The 16,071-nt window shown below is 63.9% G+C and carries 11 protein-coding genes; 8 read left to right on the top strand and 3 right to left on the bottom strand.

The genetic code is table 11. The features are described 5' to 3' along the window. Positions 1 to 107: 107 nt before the first annotated feature. The 5 genes from M2361_RS06255 (at position 108) to msrA (ending at position 3,315) form a co-directional block, all read left to right on the top strand. Entirely contained in the window at positions 108 to 740 is a 633-nt protein-coding gene (locus M2361_RS06255) for a cytochrome b/b6 domain-containing protein (protein WP_259247075.1), read from the top strand. 10 nt (positions 741 to 750) lie between these two features. Then, positions 751 to 1,542 carry a molybdopterin-dependent oxidoreductase gene (locus tag M2361_RS06250; RefSeq protein ID WP_259247074.1) on the top strand — a complete coding sequence of 264 codons (792 nt, stop codon included), beginning with the start codon at positions 751 to 753 and terminating at the stop codon, positions 1,540 to 1,542. A gap of 41 nt (positions 1,543 to 1,583) precedes the next feature. Continuing rightward, the gene (locus tag M2361_RS06245; RefSeq protein WP_259247072.1) at positions 1,584 to 1,910 is read left to right on the top strand and encodes a pentapeptide MXKDX repeat protein; all 327 of its coding nucleotides are present in this window, start codon (positions 1,584 to 1,586) and stop codon (positions 1,908 to 1,910) included. Positions 1,911 to 2,004: 94 nt separating this feature from the next. Further along, a complete protein-coding gene (msrB, locus tag M2361_RS06240; protein WP_259247071.1) occupies positions 2,005 to 2,508 on the top strand; it encodes a peptide-methionine (R)-S-oxide reductase MsrB in 504 nt (167 codons plus the stop codon). Between the two features lie 105 nt (positions 2,509 to 2,613). Then, positions 2,614 to 3,315, top strand: coding sequence for a peptide-methionine (S)-S-oxide reductase MsrA (msrA, locus tag M2361_RS06235; RefSeq protein WP_259247066.1), 702 nt, complete (start codon positions 2,614 to 2,616; stop codon positions 3,313 to 3,315). Positions 3,316 to 3,349: 34 nt separating this feature from the next. On the opposite strand, the gene M2361_RS06230 is transcribed toward msrA, so the two are convergent. Then, positions 3,350 to 4,672 (bottom strand): tetratricopeptide repeat protein, encoded by a 1,323-nt coding sequence (locus tag M2361_RS06230; protein WP_259247058.1) that lies wholly within the window; start codon positions 4,670 to 4,672, stop codon positions 3,350 to 3,352. Between the two features lie 426 nt (positions 4,673 to 5,098). Between M2361_RS06230 and M2361_RS06225 the strand changes: the two genes are divergently transcribed. Beyond that, entirely contained in the window at positions 5,099 to 12,403 is a 7,305-nt protein-coding gene (locus tag M2361_RS06225) for an autotransporter domain-containing protein (protein ID WP_259247057.1), read from the top strand. 36 nt (positions 12,404 to 12,439) lie between these two features. On the opposite strand, the gene M2361_RS06220 is transcribed toward M2361_RS06225, so the two are convergent. Next, the gene (locus M2361_RS06220) at positions 12,440 to 13,405 is read right to left on the bottom strand and encodes a tripartite tricarboxylate transporter substrate binding protein (RefSeq protein WP_259247049.1); all 966 of its coding nucleotides are present in this window, start codon (positions 13,403 to 13,405) and stop codon (positions 12,440 to 12,442) included. 265 nt (positions 13,406 to 13,670) lie between these two features. On the opposite strand from M2361_RS06220, the gene M2361_RS06215 reads away from it, so the two are divergent. Next, a complete protein-coding gene (locus M2361_RS06215) occupies positions 13,671 to 14,657 on the top strand; it encodes a tripartite tricarboxylate transporter substrate binding protein (RefSeq protein WP_259247043.1) in 987 nt (328 codons plus the stop codon). Between the two features lie 9 nt (positions 14,658 to 14,666). Continuing rightward, positions 14,667 to 15,464, top strand: coding sequence for an SDR family NAD(P)-dependent oxidoreductase (locus M2361_RS06210; protein WP_259247041.1), 798 nt, complete (start codon positions 14,667 to 14,669; stop codon positions 15,462 to 15,464). On the opposite strand, the gene M2361_RS06205 is transcribed toward M2361_RS06210, so the two are convergent. Then, positions 15,447 to 16,064, bottom strand: a complete 618-nt coding sequence (locus tag M2361_RS06205) for a hypothetical protein (protein WP_259247040.1) — start codon at positions 16,062 to 16,064, stop codon at positions 15,447 to 15,449. The two genes, M2361_RS06210 and M2361_RS06205, sit on opposite strands and share 18 nt — an antisense overlap. Between the last annotated feature and the right edge of the window lie 7 nt (positions 16,065 to 16,071).

Below are 16,071 nucleotides of genomic sequence, written 5' to 3'. Positions count from 1 at the left end.
CCGCGGGCGGTGAGTTATCACAATTTTTTTAAGTTTGCGTGAGGACTTCGATATCGGCCCCGGGGAAGAATGGCTCCAACGACAGCACCCCGCCCCGGAGACCCGCCATGATGGCAAGCCCCGCCAGTCACATTCCCCCCGCCGCCGCCCGGCCCCCCGGCGTCATCCACCCCGGCTGGCTGCGCATTGTGCACTGGCTGAACGCGCTGGCGGTGGTGATCATGGTAATGAGCGGCTGGCGCATTTATAACGCCGCCCCATTCTTTGACTTCACCTTTCCCAACGGCATCACCCTGGGCGGTTGGCTGGGCGGCGCGCTGCAATGGCATTTTGCCGCGATGTGGCTGCTGTTCGCCAACGGCCTGCTGTATCTGGCCCTGAACCTGGCCACCGGCCGGCTCTGGCGCAAATTCTTCCCCTTGAGCCCGAGCGGCGTGGCCGCCGACCTGGGCGCGGCACTGCGCGGCAAGCTGTCCCACGGCGACCTGCGCCACTACAACCAGGTGCAAAAGCTGGCCTACCTGTTCGTCATCGTCGACATCGTGGTGCTGGTGCTGTCCGGTCTGGTGCTGTGGAAGTCCGTGCAGTTCGACCTGCTGCGCGAGCTGATGGGCGGCTATGAATTCGCACGCCGCATCCACTTCTTCGCCATGGCGTTGCTGGTGGCCTTCGTGGCGGTGCACCTGGTGATGGTGGCGCTGGTGCCCCGTAGCCTCATCGCCATGATCCGCGGCAAATAAGGAGCCCAACGTGAGCCAGAAAAAACGCTTGTCGCTGCTGGGCCTGGACGGCGCGGCCATTCTGAAAGAAGCCAAGAACCTGATCACCAGGCGGGTCGAACAACCCTCGCGCCGCGCCTTCCTGCGCAACACCCTGACGCTGGGCGGCGTGGCGATGCTGTCGGGGTGTTCCTTGTCCGACGATGAAAACGTGGAAAAGGCGCTGACATCCGTATCGCGCTTCAACGACCGCGTGCAGGGCTGGCTGTTCGACCCCAACAAGCTGGCGCCCACCTACCCGGAATCCATGATTACCCGGCCGTTTCCCTTCAATGCCTATTACGGCATCGACGAAGTGCGCCACGTGGACGAGGAAACGTTCCGGCTTGAAGTCACCGGCATGGTGGCCGACAAGCGCCAATGGCGGCTTGAAGAACTGCGCGCCATGGCGCAGGTGGACCAGGTCACCCGCCACATCTGCGTGGAAGGCTGGAGCGCCATCGGCAAATGGGGCGGCGTGCCGTTTTCCACCTTTCTCAAGCGCGTTGGCGCGGACCTGACGGCCAAGTACGTGGGCTTCAAATGTTCCGACGACTACTACACCAGCATCGACATGCCCACGGCACTGCACCCGCAGACGATCCTGGCACTGACCTATGACGGCAAGACCTTGCCCCCCGAGTACGGCTTCCCCATGAAGCTGCGCATGCCTACCAAGCTTGGCTACAAGAACCCCAAGCACATACAGGCGATTTTTGTCACCAACACCTACCCAGGCGGTTACTGGGAGGACCAGGGCTACAACTGGTTCGGCGGAAGCTAGGTGCAATTCCTGTCTTACTCAATCCATCAAAGGAACGCATCATGAAGACACTTACTACCGCTGCTTTTTCCCTGTGCCTGGCCTTTGGCGCCGTGGCCGCGCATGCCGCCGACACCATGGGCAAGGACAGCATGAGCAAAGACGGCATGAGCAAGAGCTCGATGTCCAAGGACGGCATGGCTAAAGACGGGATGGCCAAGGATGGCATGGCGAAAGACGGCATGGCCAAGGACGGCATGGCGAAAAGCGGCATGAGCAAGGACGGCATGTCGCACGACGGCATGAAGAAGGACTCGATGTCGAAGGATTCCATGTCCAAGGATTCGATGTCGAAAGATTCCATGTCCAAGGACGGAATGAAGAAGTAAGGAACAAGCACCGGGCAAGCGCCGGGGTCGGAGGTTCGATCCCGCCGCACCCCCTGCCAGCGCTTGCCTTGTTGCCTCTTGAAGGAGCCACGCCATGAGTTTGAACCGCAGACATTTCCTGACCCTGGGCGGCGGCGCCGCGCTTGCCGCCGGCCTGGCCCCCTGGCTGACTCCGCGCAGCGCATCGGCCGCCAAAGCCGCCGCCACCTACCCCTACGCCTTGACCGACGAACAATGGCGCGCCCGGCTCACGCCCGCGCAATATCAGGTGCTGCGCCGCGACGGCACCGAACGGCCCTACACCAGCCCCTTGAACGATGAACACCGCAGCGGCACGTTCTCATGCGCGGGCTGCGAGCAGCACCTGTTTTCGTCCAGCACCAAATTCGACAGCGGCACCGGCTGGCCCAGCTTCTGGCAGCCCCTGGCCAACGCCGTCGGTGAAACCCGCGACACCGGCTTCGGCATGGTCCGCACCGCCGTGCATTGCGCGAATTGCGGCGGACACCTGGGCCATGTCTTCGACGACGGTCCTCGCCCCACCGGCTTGCGTTACTGCATGAACGGCGTCGCCATGACGTTTACGGCACAGGGCTGAGTCGCCCGATGCAGAGACCCGACCGGGGCTGGCCCGCCCAAGACTGACCCGCCCGGCTTTACGCCGGCCCGGCACCGAACACCCGCCTTATCAGGATTCCCGACCATGAACTTCCAAGCCAAAAAATTATGCGCCGCCCTCGCCGCCGCCTGCGGCCTGCTGGGTGCGGGCGCATCGCAATCCGCCGAAACCGCCTTCATCATCCCCGCCCCGGCGGTGGACCAAGCCCCGGCCACGGCGCCGCAAGCAAAAGCCGTCATCGCCGGCGGCTGCTTCTGGGGCGTGCAAGCCGTGTTCCAGCACGTCAAAGGCGTCAGCAACGCCGTATCCGGCTACGCGGGCGGCACGGCGAAGACGGCCGACTACGACGCCGTCAGCGGCGGCCGCACCGGCCACGCCGAAGCCGTTGAAATCACGTATGACCCCAAACAGGTCAGCTACGGAGAGCTGCTGCAAATCTACTTTTCCGTGGCCCACGACCCCACGCAACTGAACCGCCAGGGCCCGGATCGCGGCACGCAATATCGGTCCACGGTGTTTCCGGCGGACGAAGGCCAGCGCAAAGTGGCCGAAGCATATATCGAGCAGTTGAACAAGACGGGGGTGTATTCGAAGAAGCTGGCCACCACGGTGGAACCGCTGCAAGCGTTTTATCCCGCCGAGGGCTATCACCAGGACTATCTGGTGCGCAACCCGAACAGCATGTACATCGTGGTGAATGATGTGCCGAAGGTGGAGAACCTGGCGAAGACGTTTCCCGCGAAGTATCGCGACAAGCCGGTGTTGGTAAGTGATAACAGGCGGTAAAGTCCGTCGCGTTCTGACTATCGAGCCTGGCTTGCTAAAGCGCCGCTGCCCGCGAGGCCAGCTTGCGATTGCCTTCGCTGGCGGGTTTCAAGGCCATGCGTTCCGCCGTCAGCACCTTGGCCAGGCCGCGAGCGCCGTCGCGCAAGGCCGCTTCCACCAGGGTCAGCGCCAGCACATCACGCTGGGCATGGCTGCCGCCAAAGCGGTGCGCGATCAGGCGCAGATCACGCAGCAGGTCCGCGCTTAGCGCATAGTCCTGGCGGGCGAAGGCCACGAGCGCATGCGCTATGGGCAGGCCGACGGTACGCGTCATCATGGCGTTGGTGCCGCTGCCTTCCGCCGCGGCCTCCATGGCCGCGATCAATTGCTGCGCGGCCGCGTCATCGCCCGCGCCCAGGTAGGCCATCAAGGCATGGACGTCATTGAACGCGTAATAGCCCGTGCCCCCGCGTTCCCGCCAAACGTCGGCCAACTGCCGCCAGCGCGGTCCTACGTCCACGCCGCGCAACAGCAGGCGCCACAGCATGGCGGATGCATCGACCAGGTCCAGGACCTGCCCGGTGGAAGATTCTCGCAGCCGCTTGTCGTACAGCGCCAGCACCTCGGCTGTCTCGTCGCGGTCCAGGTGAAACAGCGCCAGATGCCACCAGTTGTGGATGGCCAGCATATTGTCGGCCGACCAGTCTTCGCGGCGTCCGTCCAGCCATGCGATGCCCTCCTCCACCCGCCCCTGCATCTCCAGCACATGGGCCACCGCGTGCACGGCCCAGGGATCGCGCGGGTTCAATTCCAGCGCGCGCCGGCCCTGGGCCTCGGCCTGGGCGTACAAGTTGGTTTCTTCCAGGCCAAAGGCATGCATGCCCAGCACGTAGCCATAGTGCGGCATCTGGCTGTTCCAATCCGGAAGAACGCCGGCCACGCGGTCGCGCAACATGGCCGAGCGCCCAAGCAGGAAGTCGCCGATATGGCCCACCTGCAAGGCCAGCGTGTCGTGCGGGTAGTCGATGAGAATGTCGGCGTAGCGCCGCAAGGCATTCGAGAATTCACCATTCAGCCACGCGCGCGCGGCGGCGGTGTGGCGCCGTTCGCGCGGGTTGGCGATGTCGTGCAGGCCCTCGGCGGCCTCCACGCTCTCGCGCAGCAGCGGCTCCACGCATTGGTCGCTGGCCGTGATCATCATCCCGGCGCGCAGCACATGACCCATGACAAACACGGGGTTGTTGGCCAAGGCCTGGTCAATGACCCCTAGCGGATCGCCGTAATAGCCAAGAAATAGGGATTGCGCCTTTTCGTAGGCGGCCAGGGATGCTTGATCATCCGTGGAAACGGGATTGCCCCGCTCATCGGTCTGCGCCATGGTGGTCTCCTAGGATGCCGCCCAGCGACGGGCTCTGACGATGTAAGCACGGACACCGCCCTACGGCAAAGCGCAACTGCTCTAGTGCGCTTGTACCGCGTGCCGTCCGTTTGACCTGGAGCGACGCAGCAACACCCCTCCGCGCCCGCGCGGCGCGATAGGACAACGCTTCAAACGTAGGCAATAGGACAACGCTTCAAACGTAGGATGGGTGAAGCGCGCGAAAACCGCCACAAGCTAACCAGACCCAAACGCGCGCAACCCATCATGCAGCCATTGCATTAATCAAAATCGAATCTCTGCCCGTGATTACCTATTTTCAGTGATTCAACAATCCTGTTACTCAGCTTACAGTCGAAGAGTAAGAATTAATTACAAACAGGCTGGCTCGCGGCGAGCAGCCTACGACCTCTTCGATAGGCTGTCATGAATAAAACGTTCTGCTCCGTTTGGAATCCGTCCCTGGGCGCGTGGGTCGCGGCACCGGAAACCACCCGGGTCAGGGGCAGAACATCAGGCAGTGGCAGCGCCACGCTACAAACCGCCTCACCCACACGCACCGTTTCGCGCCAACGCAGCATGGTGCTGGCCCTGGCCGCGGCGTGTGCCCTGTTTGGCGCCCTGCCCAAGGCGCATGCCGCATGCACCCCGTTCAGTACGGGCGCCACGGTCGTGTGCACCGGCGTAATCGGCGGAATCAACGAAGCCACCAACAACCCCACGGTAAACATTGCATCCGGCGCGATCATCACCGCGCCATCCTCGTCGTCCAGCGCGGTCACGTTAAGTGGCAACAATGTCCAGCTTGAAAACAATGGCACGATTGACCCATCCGCCATCGGTATCCCCAGCACACTGACCTCTGCCGTCACCATCGGCAATAGCAACAACAGCGTGGCCACGGTGATCAACAATGGGACGATAAGCGGGACGACAGACGCGCCTGCCAGCGCGCTCTTGGGCTCTCTGACCGGCATGGCGCTGAACATTCAAAACGGCAGCTTCGGATCCACGACGATCCTCAACAAAGGCACCTTATCTTCGATGCCCCTGTCAGGGACATCAATGTCGGGCGACGCGCCTGTCGTCGCGGTCTGGGGTGGCTCCCGCGTCAACATGGAGAACCGCAATGCGATCTTCGGCCGCGTGGCGTTTCAAGCGTCGGCGGCCGGCAACGTGTTCACCAATGTGGGCACGATCTACGGTAGCGTGTCCCTGGGCGCCGGTGCCGGGGCCAACCGATACAACGCGCTGACCGGCTCATGGGTCGAATCGGGCGGCGGCGCTGCGGGCGACATGGCGGTGCTGAACCAAGACCTGGAGTTCGCCAGCACTGGCACGGTGGACGGTGGCGCGGGTGGCAACAACACCCTGGCCCTGCAAAACGCCGTCGGTGGCGGTTCCGGTACGGCCGGCAGCGGAGTCATTTTGGGTGACACGTACCGCAACTTCAGCAACCTGATCGTCGACAGCGGCACATGGACGGTGTCCGGTCCGCTGTTGACCGGTTCAACGTCGACCACCATCAACGACGGCATGCTGACCTTGATCGACACGCTGGCCCTGGGCTCCGGCCGGATAACCGCCAATGGCGGCACCTTGCTAGTGGGCGCCACGGGCCTGGTGCTTGGCAATGACCTGACCCTGCAAAGCGGCAGCCTGACCTTGGCCGGTGCTCAGCCGCTCACCCTTTCCGGGCAACTGAGCGGCACGGGGAATCTGGTTAAAACCGGCACCGGCGTCACCACGCTAAGCGGCAACAACGGCGCCTTCACCGGCACGACCGCCGTCCGCGGCGGAACGCTGGCCGTAAACACCACGCTGGGCGGCGACGTTACCGTCGAGGCAGGCGGCAAAATCACGGGTACTGGCACAGTCGGCCAGAACGCCACGGTGCGCGGCGGCGGCACCTTGGAGGGTGTGCAAGGACAGACGCTGAAATTCGGCACTTTGAGCTTAAGCCAGGGCAGCCAGATCAACGTGGCGCTGGGCGGCGCGAGCGCCACGCCGCTGTTTGACGTTACCGGCAATCTGTATCTAGGTAGCCCGACACTGAATGTGAGCAATCAGGGCGGATTCGGAGCGGGCGTCTACCAACTGTTCAAGTACCACACGTCCCTGTCCTTTCCCACGAACTCCCCGATCCTCATCGGCACGACGCCCACGGGCATCAGCCCTTCCCAACTGACCGTGCAGATAGCGGCGTTTGGTCAGGTCAACCTGGTATCCACTGCGGGCTTGACGGTGAATCAATGGGATGGCGCCAACACCACGCCCAATGGCCAGATCGACGGTGGTTCGGGCATATGGAACGCGACGGCCAGCAACTGGACCACTGCCGATGGTTTGATGAACGGCCAATACACTTTGCCCTCCCTGGCCACCTTCTCGGGCGCGGCGGGCACCGTCACCGTCGACAACAGCGGTGGCGCCGTCGGCGTGACGGGCATCACGATCGGCACGGACGGCTATCGCATCCAAGGCGATTCCATCGCCCTGCAGGGCAGCGGCGGCCAGACGGTAGTCCTGGTGGGCAACATCACCCCTGCCGACAGCAGCATGGTCGGCACGATTGCATCGTCGTTGACCGGTGCCAGCAAACTGATGAAGTCCGATTTCGGCACCTTGGTGCTGGCGGGCAACAACACCTACACCGGCGGCACGGATGTGCGCATGGGCACGCTGTCGGTGTCCAGAGACGCCAACCTGGGCGCGGCCACCGGCGACCTCACGATCGCGGGGGGCACGCTGGCATCAACATCCAGCTTTACCAGCAATCGCGCCGTCACCTTGGTTTCAGAGGGCACGTTCAATGTGGCGGCCGACACGCAACTGGGCCTGGCCGGCACGATCGACGGCAGCGGGCAGCTCATCAAGAAAGGCGCGGGCACGCTGGCGCTGACGGGTGCCAACCACTACACCAACACCACCTGGGTGCAGGCGGGCACCTTGATCGGCAATAGCGCGTCCATCCGGGGCAACCTGCTCAACTACGGTTCGGTCATCTTCGACCAAAGCCTGGACGGCACCGTATCCAGTTCGTTGATCGGCAGCGGCACCATCACCAAACGCGGCGCGGGCACGCTGACCTTGGATGGCCTGAATACGATGGACTGGAACATCGAAGCAGGCACGCTGGCCACCGACGTGTCAACGTACACCGCCAACGCCACCATCGGCGCCGCCGGCACGCTACGCTTTGACCAAGCAACCGACGCCGGCTACGCCGGCAAGCTGTCGGGCAGTGGCGTCTTCGTGAAGACTGGCGCCGGCAATCTGGAAATGAACGCGGACAGCAGCGCCTACACCGGCACGACGCGCGTGGCTGGCGGCATGCTGAGCGTGGTCGGCAAGCTGGGAGGCAACGCCGATGTGCAAAGCGGCCGCCTGCAGGTCACCGGCACACTGGGCGGCAATGCCGCCATCGGCGCCAACACCATTCTGTCGGGCACCGGCACCATCGGCCAGAACGTCACGCTGACGGGCGGCGAGCTGCAAGGCACACAAGGCCGCACCCTGACCATTGGCGGCGACCTCACCTTGGACAACGCCAGTCGCGTCAACGTGGCGCTGGGCCGTGCCGGCGCTGCCGCCCTGTTCGATGTGGGCGGCAACCTGGCCTTGGCCGGCACGCTGAACGTCACGGACCAAGGCGCCTTTGGCGCGGGCGTCTACCGCTTGTTCGACTATGGCGGCACCTTGACCACCAACACGATGGCCGTGGGCAACACACCCACGGGCATCACGGCCAATGACCTTCGCATCCAAACGGCCGTCAACGGCCAGGTCAACCTGATGTCGACCAAGGGCGCCACCTTGAGTTTCTGGGACGGCGGCAACGCCGCGCAACGCGATAACGGCGTCATCGACGGCGGCGCGGGTACGTGGCGCTCCGATGGCCTGAACTGGACCAACGCCGACGGCACCCTGAACGGCCGCTTCCAGCCCAACCCGACATTCGCCGTCTTCCAAGGCGCGTCCGGCACCGTGGCGGTGGATACCAGCGCTGGCGCCGTCGGTGTGACGGGCATGCAGTTCACAAGTGGCGGCTACCGCGTCCAGGGCGACGCCATCGCGCTGTCCGGCGCGGGCGGCGAAACCATTGTGCGCGTGGGTTCGGGTCTGCCCACCAGCGCCGGCACCACCGCTACCCTCGCTTCCAGCCTGACCGGCGCCAGCAAGCTCGTGAAGTCCGACTTTGGCACGCTGGTGCTGGCGGGCACGAATAGCTATACCGGCGGCACCGAGATCCGTGGCGGCACCTTGTCCATTGCGTCGGACGCCAACCTGGGTGCAAGCTCGGGCGGCTTGACGCTGAACGGCGGCGCGCTCGCCACCACGGCCAGCTTTGATTCCGCGCGTGCCGTCACGCTGACGCAAAGCGCCAACATCACGGTCGCGGCGGGCACCACGCTGGGCTTGCAAGGCGCCATCGGCGGCACGGGCAATCTGCAAAAACTGGGTGCCGGCACCTTGACGCTGACGGGTGCGAACACCTACGGCAACACGCAAGTCCAGGCGGGCACGCTGGTGGGCAATGCGGCCTCGATTCGTGGTGACCTCATGAACAACGGCGCGGTCGTGTTCAACCAGGCTAGCGATGCGACCTACGCGGGCTATGTGTCGGGCACCGGCACGATGACCAAGCAAGGCGCGGGCGTGCTGACGCTGACCGGCGTCAATGCGCAAGACTGGCGCGTCGATGCGGGCACGCTGGCATTCAGCGCCGGCCGCTATACCAGCAACACCACGATCGCCTCGGGTGCCGAGGCGCGCTTCGATCAAACCAGCAGCACCTCGTTCAGTGGTGTGCTGTCTGGCGCGGGACAGGTCACGAAGACCGGCGCGGGCATGTTGCAACTGCTGGGCGACAGCAGCGCCTTTACCGGCCAGACCCAGGTTCAATCCGGCATGCTGTGGGTGTCGGACAAGCTGGGCGGCTCGGCCTCGGTCACGGGCGGCCGACTGCATACCGACGGCGTTCTGGGCGGCGACGTCACGGTCAGCGGCGCGGGCATCCTGTCTGGCTTGGGCCGCGTTAACGGCAACGCCACGCTTGCTGGCGGCGTACTGGAAGGCGTGCAGGGCCAGACGCTGACCGTTGGCGGCGACTTGTCGCTGTCCGGCAGCAGCCTGGTCAACGTGGAACTGGGCCACGCGCCGAACAACGCCCTGTTTGATGTCGGCGGCAACCTGACCCTGGCCGGCACGCTGAACGTGACGGATCAAGGCGGCTTTGGCGCAGGGGTTTATCGCTTGTTTGACTACGGCGGCACCCTGGTCGATAACGGCTTGACCGTGGGTGCTACGCCCTCTGGCGTGGATGCCAGTGCATTGAAGCTGCAAACCGCGGTCGGCGGCCAGGTCAACCTGGCCTCGACATCCGGCGCCACGCTGAGCTTCTGGGATGGCGGCAACACCGCCCGCCACTACAACGGCGCCATTGACGGCGGCTCGGGCACCTGGCGTGCCGATGGCCGCAACTGGGCCAACGTGGACGGCACCTTGAACGGCGTCTTCCAACCCAACCCGACCTTCGCCATCTTCCAGGGCACGGCAGGCACGGTCACGGTGGACACATCGGCAGGCGCGATCGGCGTTACCGGCATGCAAATCGCCACCGACGGCTACCGCATCGAAGGCGATGCCCTCGCGCTGCAAGGCGCGGGTGGTGAAAGCATCATCCGCGTGGGCTCGGGGTCGTCGGCCGACGCCGGCATGACGGGCACCATCGCCGCCAGTCTGGCGGGCGCCAGCAAACTGGCCAAGACCGATTTCGGCCGTCTGGTGCTGACGGGCGACAACACCTATACCGGCGGCACGGACGTGCGAGTGGGCACACTGTCGGTATCCAAGGACGCCAACCTGGGCGCGGCCACGGGCGGCGTGACGTTGAGCGGCGGCGTGCTGGCCACGACGGCCAGTTTCGATACCGCCCGCAGCATCCTGTTGACGCAACCCAGCGCCATTGATGTTGCCGCGGCAACCACCTTCGGCCTGACCGGAACCCTTGCCGGCAACGGCGATCTGGCCAAGGCAGGCAGCGGCATGCTCACCATTTCAGGTGACGGCAGCGCCTACACCGGCAGCATGCTGGTGCAGGCAGGCGCGTTGAACATCGCATCGAGCGGCAAGCTGGGCGGTACGCTGACGCTGGCCAGCGGCACGCTGCTGCAAGGCGCGGGCCAAGTCGGCACGACCACGCTGCAAAGCGGCGCCGTTTTGGCGCCGGGCAAGGTCAACGGCACCTTGAACGTGGCGGGCGATTTGACGTTCATGCCGGGGTCCACGTACCAGGTTGCGGCCGATCCGGCCTCATCCGACAGCGCCCGCGTGGCCGTCAGTGGCGTCGCCAATCTGGCGGGCTCGGTGGTACACGTCGGGCCGGAAGGCGGCTTTGAAACCACGCGTCAATACACCATCCTGAGCGCCAACGCCATCAACGGCCAGTTTGACAACGTGTCGTCGAACTACGCATTCCTGGCTCCGGCGCTGCGCTACGGCGCGCAGGATGTCACGCTGCAACTCGGGCGCAAGGTGGTGCCGGTGGATCCCACGACGCCGACCACTCCCTCCCGTCCGATCGCTTTCGCCGACGCCGCGCGCACCGGCAACCAACGTGCCGTCGCCAATGCGCTGGACAGCCTGCCGTCCGGCAATGCGCTGCACGAATACATCCTGACCTTGCCCAACGGCGCGCCGCCGGCCGCCTTCAACAGCCTGTCCGGCGAAGCGCACGCCAGCGTCACGTCCAGCCTGATGAGTTCCAGCAGCACCCCACGCACGCTGCCGCTGTCGCACCTGCGCGCCAACCTGAACGCGGGCATGCGTCCGGGCGCGCCCACCGCACAGGCGGGCGGCATGATGTCCGCGTCCGCCTTGCCGTCGTCGAACGCGCAACCCGCCTGGGCTGAGCTTGTCGGCAACTGGCAAACGCAGAACGCCACGGACAACACCGCGCAAGTGCGTCAACACACGGGCGGCGTCTTCGTCGGCGCCGACCACGCCGTGGGCAACGGCTGGCGCGTGGGCGGGGCCGTCGGCTACACCGACAGCAAGATCCGCGTGGACGACCGCTCGTCCAACGCCGACGTGTCCGGCTACAGCGCGGCCATCTACGGCGGCAAATCGTTTGATGCGGGCGCGGGCAAGCTGAACCTGCTGGTCGGCACGTCGTACACCTGGCACGACGTCAGCACCGAACGCTATGCGACGGTGGCCGGCGCATCGCAAAAGCTCACGGCAGACTACGGCGCCAGCACCACCCAGCTCTTCACCGAGATGGGCTACGCCATGCCCTTGTCCGACCGCACCACGCTAGAGCCCTTCGTGGGCCTGGCCTGGAGCGACCTGCGCAGCCGCAGCTTCTCTGAATCCGGCGGCTCGGCGGCCTTGAACGGCCAAAGCAGCAGCGACAAGCAAACCAGCAGCACGCTCGGCATGCGCGCGCAAACGGACTTCACGCTGAGTGGCGCCGAAGGCCGCTTGCAAGCCACGCTGGGCTGGCGCCATGCCTTTGGCGATGTGCTGCCGCAATCCACGATGGCATTTGACGGCGGCCAAGCGTTCACGGTGTCGGGTGCGCCGATTGCCCGTAACGCTGCCGTTGCCGAGCTGGGCGCGGAAGTGGCGGTGTCTAAGAACGCCTCGTTGGGCTTGAACTACAGCGGGCAGTACGGCGGTGGAAATCGCGAACACGCGGGGTCGTTGAACGTGCGCTGGCGGTATTGAAGGGGACGCCCCGCCATCAGCCGACCCCACCCCCGATCATTCACTCTTGCGCTGCTTCGCACTCGTTTCAAACTCCGCCGCCAAGCGCAAGAGCTCTTGCTTGTAGTTGTCCAAGGTTCCGCTGTATTCATCCAGATAAAGCTCCCGACGGGCCGCGTCCATCTCTTTTGACGTAGCCGCCTGCCTGACGAAATTCGCAAGCTGGGTCCTTACCGGTTCGGGGATACCGCTGCGCACCGCCACGCTGTAGCTGCTGTGAAACAGCATGTCGGGAATGCCTAGCTCGGCAAACGTCTTTACCCCCGCCAGATGGCTCTCGCTTCCGGGCCGGCCGGTATAAGCCAGCACCTTGACGCGCGGGTTGTCCTTGACGTTTTGCGTGGTGCCTATCGTGGTGAAGTAGCCATCGATATGGCCACCAAGAATTGCCGTCAGCCCTTCCGCGCCGCCCTTGAAGGGAATGGGGCGATACTGCGTGCCCAGGCTGGCCGCCAGCCTGCTCGCCAACGTCGAATAGGTGCCGATGCCAAGATCCGCAATGCCGATATCCAATTCCCGATTCAAACCCTTCAGGTCTTGAAGCTGGTTCCAGCCTCGGTCGGCCGGCACGATGAAGGCGTAGCTACTTTGAGCCAGCGGAGCCAGGATTTCGAAGTCCGAGAACGCGTAGCTCGCGCTGGGCGTGGTGAGTTTTGCGCTATAGAAACCTTCGGCATGCACCAGCAATGTGTACCCATCGGCAGGGCTGTTCTTCACGGCCATGATGCCGATGGCCGAGCCGGCGCCAGGCCGGTTTTCCACGACCACGGTCTGCCCCATGATCGCGCCCAACTGCTGGGCAAACGCGCGCGAGATGGCGTCGGTGGCGGCGCCTGGCGGATACGGAACGACAAGCCGGACGGGCTTGGACGGATACGCCGTTTGCGCGGCGGCCGCAAAAGAAAATGCTGCGCTGAACACTGCGCACCCCAACAGCAAACGGCGGCGAATGGCGAACGGCATGGCTTGCTCTTATTCAGTTGTCTCCCCGAAAGTGTATAGAGCCGTACGCCCGTCAATACCGCCAAATTCTGAAGAAGTCTTCTGCAAAAAACGCAGCACGACGGCGTCCTCATCGCGAGCGGCGCTGTCCATTATTCCTTCGCTTCGCGCAGTTCTGATCTGCGAGTTCAGGGATAGGCAAGCCGATTCAGCCACCTAGAATTTAGAGCTCCTGATAATTCAAAAACGAATTCGACAACGAGTTCAAAGATTCTGGAGACAAGCAATGACCCAATCCCTTCCCACGCGACGGGCCATCCTGCTGGGCGGCATGCTGATGGGCCTGGGCGTCAACGCCTTGGCCGCCAAAGGTAATTGGCCCGACCGCCCTATTCGGCTGGTGGTTGCCGGTTCACCGGGCGCGGGCGGCGATATCTTTGCCCGCCTGCTCGCCGCGCCCTTGTCCAACGCACTGAAGCAGCCCATCGTCGTGGAATCAAAGCCGGGCGCCAACGGCATGATCGCGTGCAGCGCGGTGGCCAAGGCAGAGCCCGATGGCTACACCTTGCTGCTTGCGCCCTCTTCCGCCATCTTGCTGAATCCCGTCGTTCTGCCTTCGCTTCCCTACGATCCGGAGAAAGACCTGCTGCCCGTCGCCCAGGTCGGAGCGGCAGGAATTTTGCTGGTCGCCAACCCCAGCATGGGCTTCAAGAATCTGGCGGACATGGTCGCCTACGCCAAGGCCAACCCCGGCAAGCTTGCCTATGGATCCTGGGGCGCTGGGTCATCCGGCAACCTGGCCATGGAAGGCATCAAGGCCAATTACGGCCTGGACATGCCGCATGTTCCCTACAAGCAATTGGTCACCGAAAGCACCGACCTGATGGCCAACACCATCAGCGTGGGTTTCATGGACATCGCCTCGCCCGTTCCGTTCATGCGCAGCGGCAAGTTGGTCGCCCTGGGCCAGACGGGTTCGCGGCGCTGGCCGGCCACGATGGACGTGCCTACGCTAGCCGAGCAAGGCTACAACTTTGAAGCCGATGGCTGGTATGGCGTATTCGCGCCGGCGGGCACGCCGCCCGAGATCATCGACCGGCTTAACGCCGAGATCTACCGTGCGCAGCACACGCCTGACGTCCAAGCGAGTATCGAAGGACAGAACATGATCGTGCCCCCGACAATTTCCGCGAAGGAATTCGCGGCATCGATCAAGCGGGATGCGGTCATCTGGCAAGGCCTGGCGAAAGTTGCCGACCTGAAAAATAAGTAGGCAGAACGCATGGACACGTCTTTCAATGCCCCGTTTGCCGTCAATGCCTTGCAAGGCCGCGTCGCGGTGGTCACCGGGGCCACCGGCGGAATCGGCCTGGCCATTTGCCAGCTCCTGCGATCCATGGGCGCTGCCGTGGCGCAGGTGGATATCAACGCGCCCGACATCGCCGCCCCGACGGATGGCTTGTTGAACCTGCGTTGCGACATTTCCGACCCGGACTCGGTAGCGACGACGGCCAAGCAGCTTGGCGAGCGTTTCGGCCGTTGCGACATTCTTGTCAACAACGCGGCCATCAGCGCCGCACCGGTGGGCCTGGAGGACTTCCCGATCGACTTATGGGACCGCATCTTCCGCGTCAATCTGCGCGGCGCATTGCTGTGTGCGCAGGCACTGTTTCCCATGATGCGGAGTCAGCAGGCGGGCAGCATCATCAATGTGGCGTCGATCTCTGCCCAGACACCGACACGAGTCGGCGCCTACGGCACCACCAAGTCCGCCCTGCAAGCCTTGACGCGCCAGATGGCCGTGGAATGGGGCCCGCTGGGACTCCGCGCAAACTCCATCAGCCCGGGCATGATCCGCACGCCACTGTCCGAGGCGCACTACCGCGACGATGCCGTGCTGCAAAAGCGCATCGCCCATATCCCGGCGCGGCGTATTGGACTGCCGTCGGATATCGCGGGAGCCGTCGCGTTTCTTGCGAGCGATGCGTCGCTGTATGTGAATGGGCAGGACATCGTGGTGGACGGCGGCTTTCTTAAAGCGTCGTTGACGAATCTGTATGCCTCATCTGCCCAACAATAGATTCTTGTTTCCCTCTATGGCCGCGGCGGCGTCCAGGACGGATTTCACGTCTATTTCCGTGGACCACTCATACATCCGAAAATTGGGGGGTGGCGTCCTTCCGTGCACAATTGCGGAGCCGCCAATTGACGTTTTTATTCTGACCGGCTTGCAAACCACCTCCTGCTTGCCGCCAGACCCTAACCCCTTCGCCGTTGGATTTTTATATTCGCCCGTAAAGCCGCCCGATCCTTGGGTCGTTCGAGGCATCGGAAACGCTAGTTCGGGTGGGATGAAGGGGCCTTTCACACTATCTCGATTCACGCCTTCCAGTACCGCTTCCGACCAAGGATCCAGCAGATACCCGTGAAAGCCCGAAGCGAGTAGATCACTCGCTCGGGAAGCAACGCGGGGACACGCCGAGGCGTATTCCTTCAGATCCCAGAATGCTTGGCTTGCGACGACGGCGACGGCCCTTTGATGGTTCGACATGGCGCTTGACACGCGCTGATACGCCTTCTCGGCCAGAGCATCGGCAACGTCGCACGGAATCGCGCTATCAGCGGCCCGAGACATCGACGGGTAAGCAACCACAAGTGCGATCAACAGTAGCGTCTTCATCTCCAGA

Origin of the sequence: Achromobacter sp. JUb104 (genome assembly GCF_024806975.1) — a bacterium.
Taxonomy (GTDB): Bacteria; Pseudomonadota; Gammaproteobacteria; order Burkholderiales; family Burkholderiaceae_B; genus Achromobacter; species Achromobacter spanius.
Note: the sequence above shows the minus strand (reverse complement) of the source record. Positions and strands in the feature narration are given on the sequence as shown.

Bases quoted from the DNA above. Each gene is read 5' to 3' on its own strand.
- M2361_RS06225 (WP_259247057.1), top strand. From the start codon at position 5,099: ATGAATAAAACGTTCTGCTCCGTTTGGAATCCGTCCCTGGGCGCGTGG.
- M2361_RS06205 (WP_259247040.1), bottom strand. From the start codon at position 16,064: ATGAAGACGCTACTGTTGATCGCACTTGTGGTTGCTTACCCGTCGATG.
- M2361_RS06255 (WP_259247075.1), top strand. From the start codon at position 108: ATGATGGCAAGCCCCGCCAGTCACATTCCCCCCGCCGCCGCCCGGCCC.
- M2361_RS06210 (WP_259247041.1), top strand. From the start codon at position 14,667: ATGGACACGTCTTTCAATGCCCCGTTTGCCGTCAATGCCTTGCAAGGC.
- M2361_RS06220 (WP_259247049.1), bottom strand. From the start codon at position 13,405: ATGCCGTTCGCCATTCGCCGCCGTTTGCTGTTGGGGTGCGCAGTGTTC.
- M2361_RS06245 (WP_259247072.1), top strand. From the start codon at position 1,584: ATGAAGACACTTACTACCGCTGCTTTTTCCCTGTGCCTGGCCTTTGGC.
- M2361_RS06230 (WP_259247058.1), bottom strand. From the start codon at position 4,672: ATGGCGCAGACCGATGAGCGGGGCAATCCCGTTTCCACGGATGATCAA.
- msrA (WP_259247066.1), top strand. From the start codon at position 2,614: ATGAACTTCCAAGCCAAAAAATTATGCGCCGCCCTCGCCGCCGCCTGC.
- M2361_RS06215 (WP_259247043.1), top strand. From the start codon at position 13,671: ATGACCCAATCCCTTCCCACGCGACGGGCCATCCTGCTGGGCGGCATG.
- msrB (WP_259247071.1), top strand. From the start codon at position 2,005: ATGAGTTTGAACCGCAGACATTTCCTGACCCTGGGCGGCGGCGCCGCG.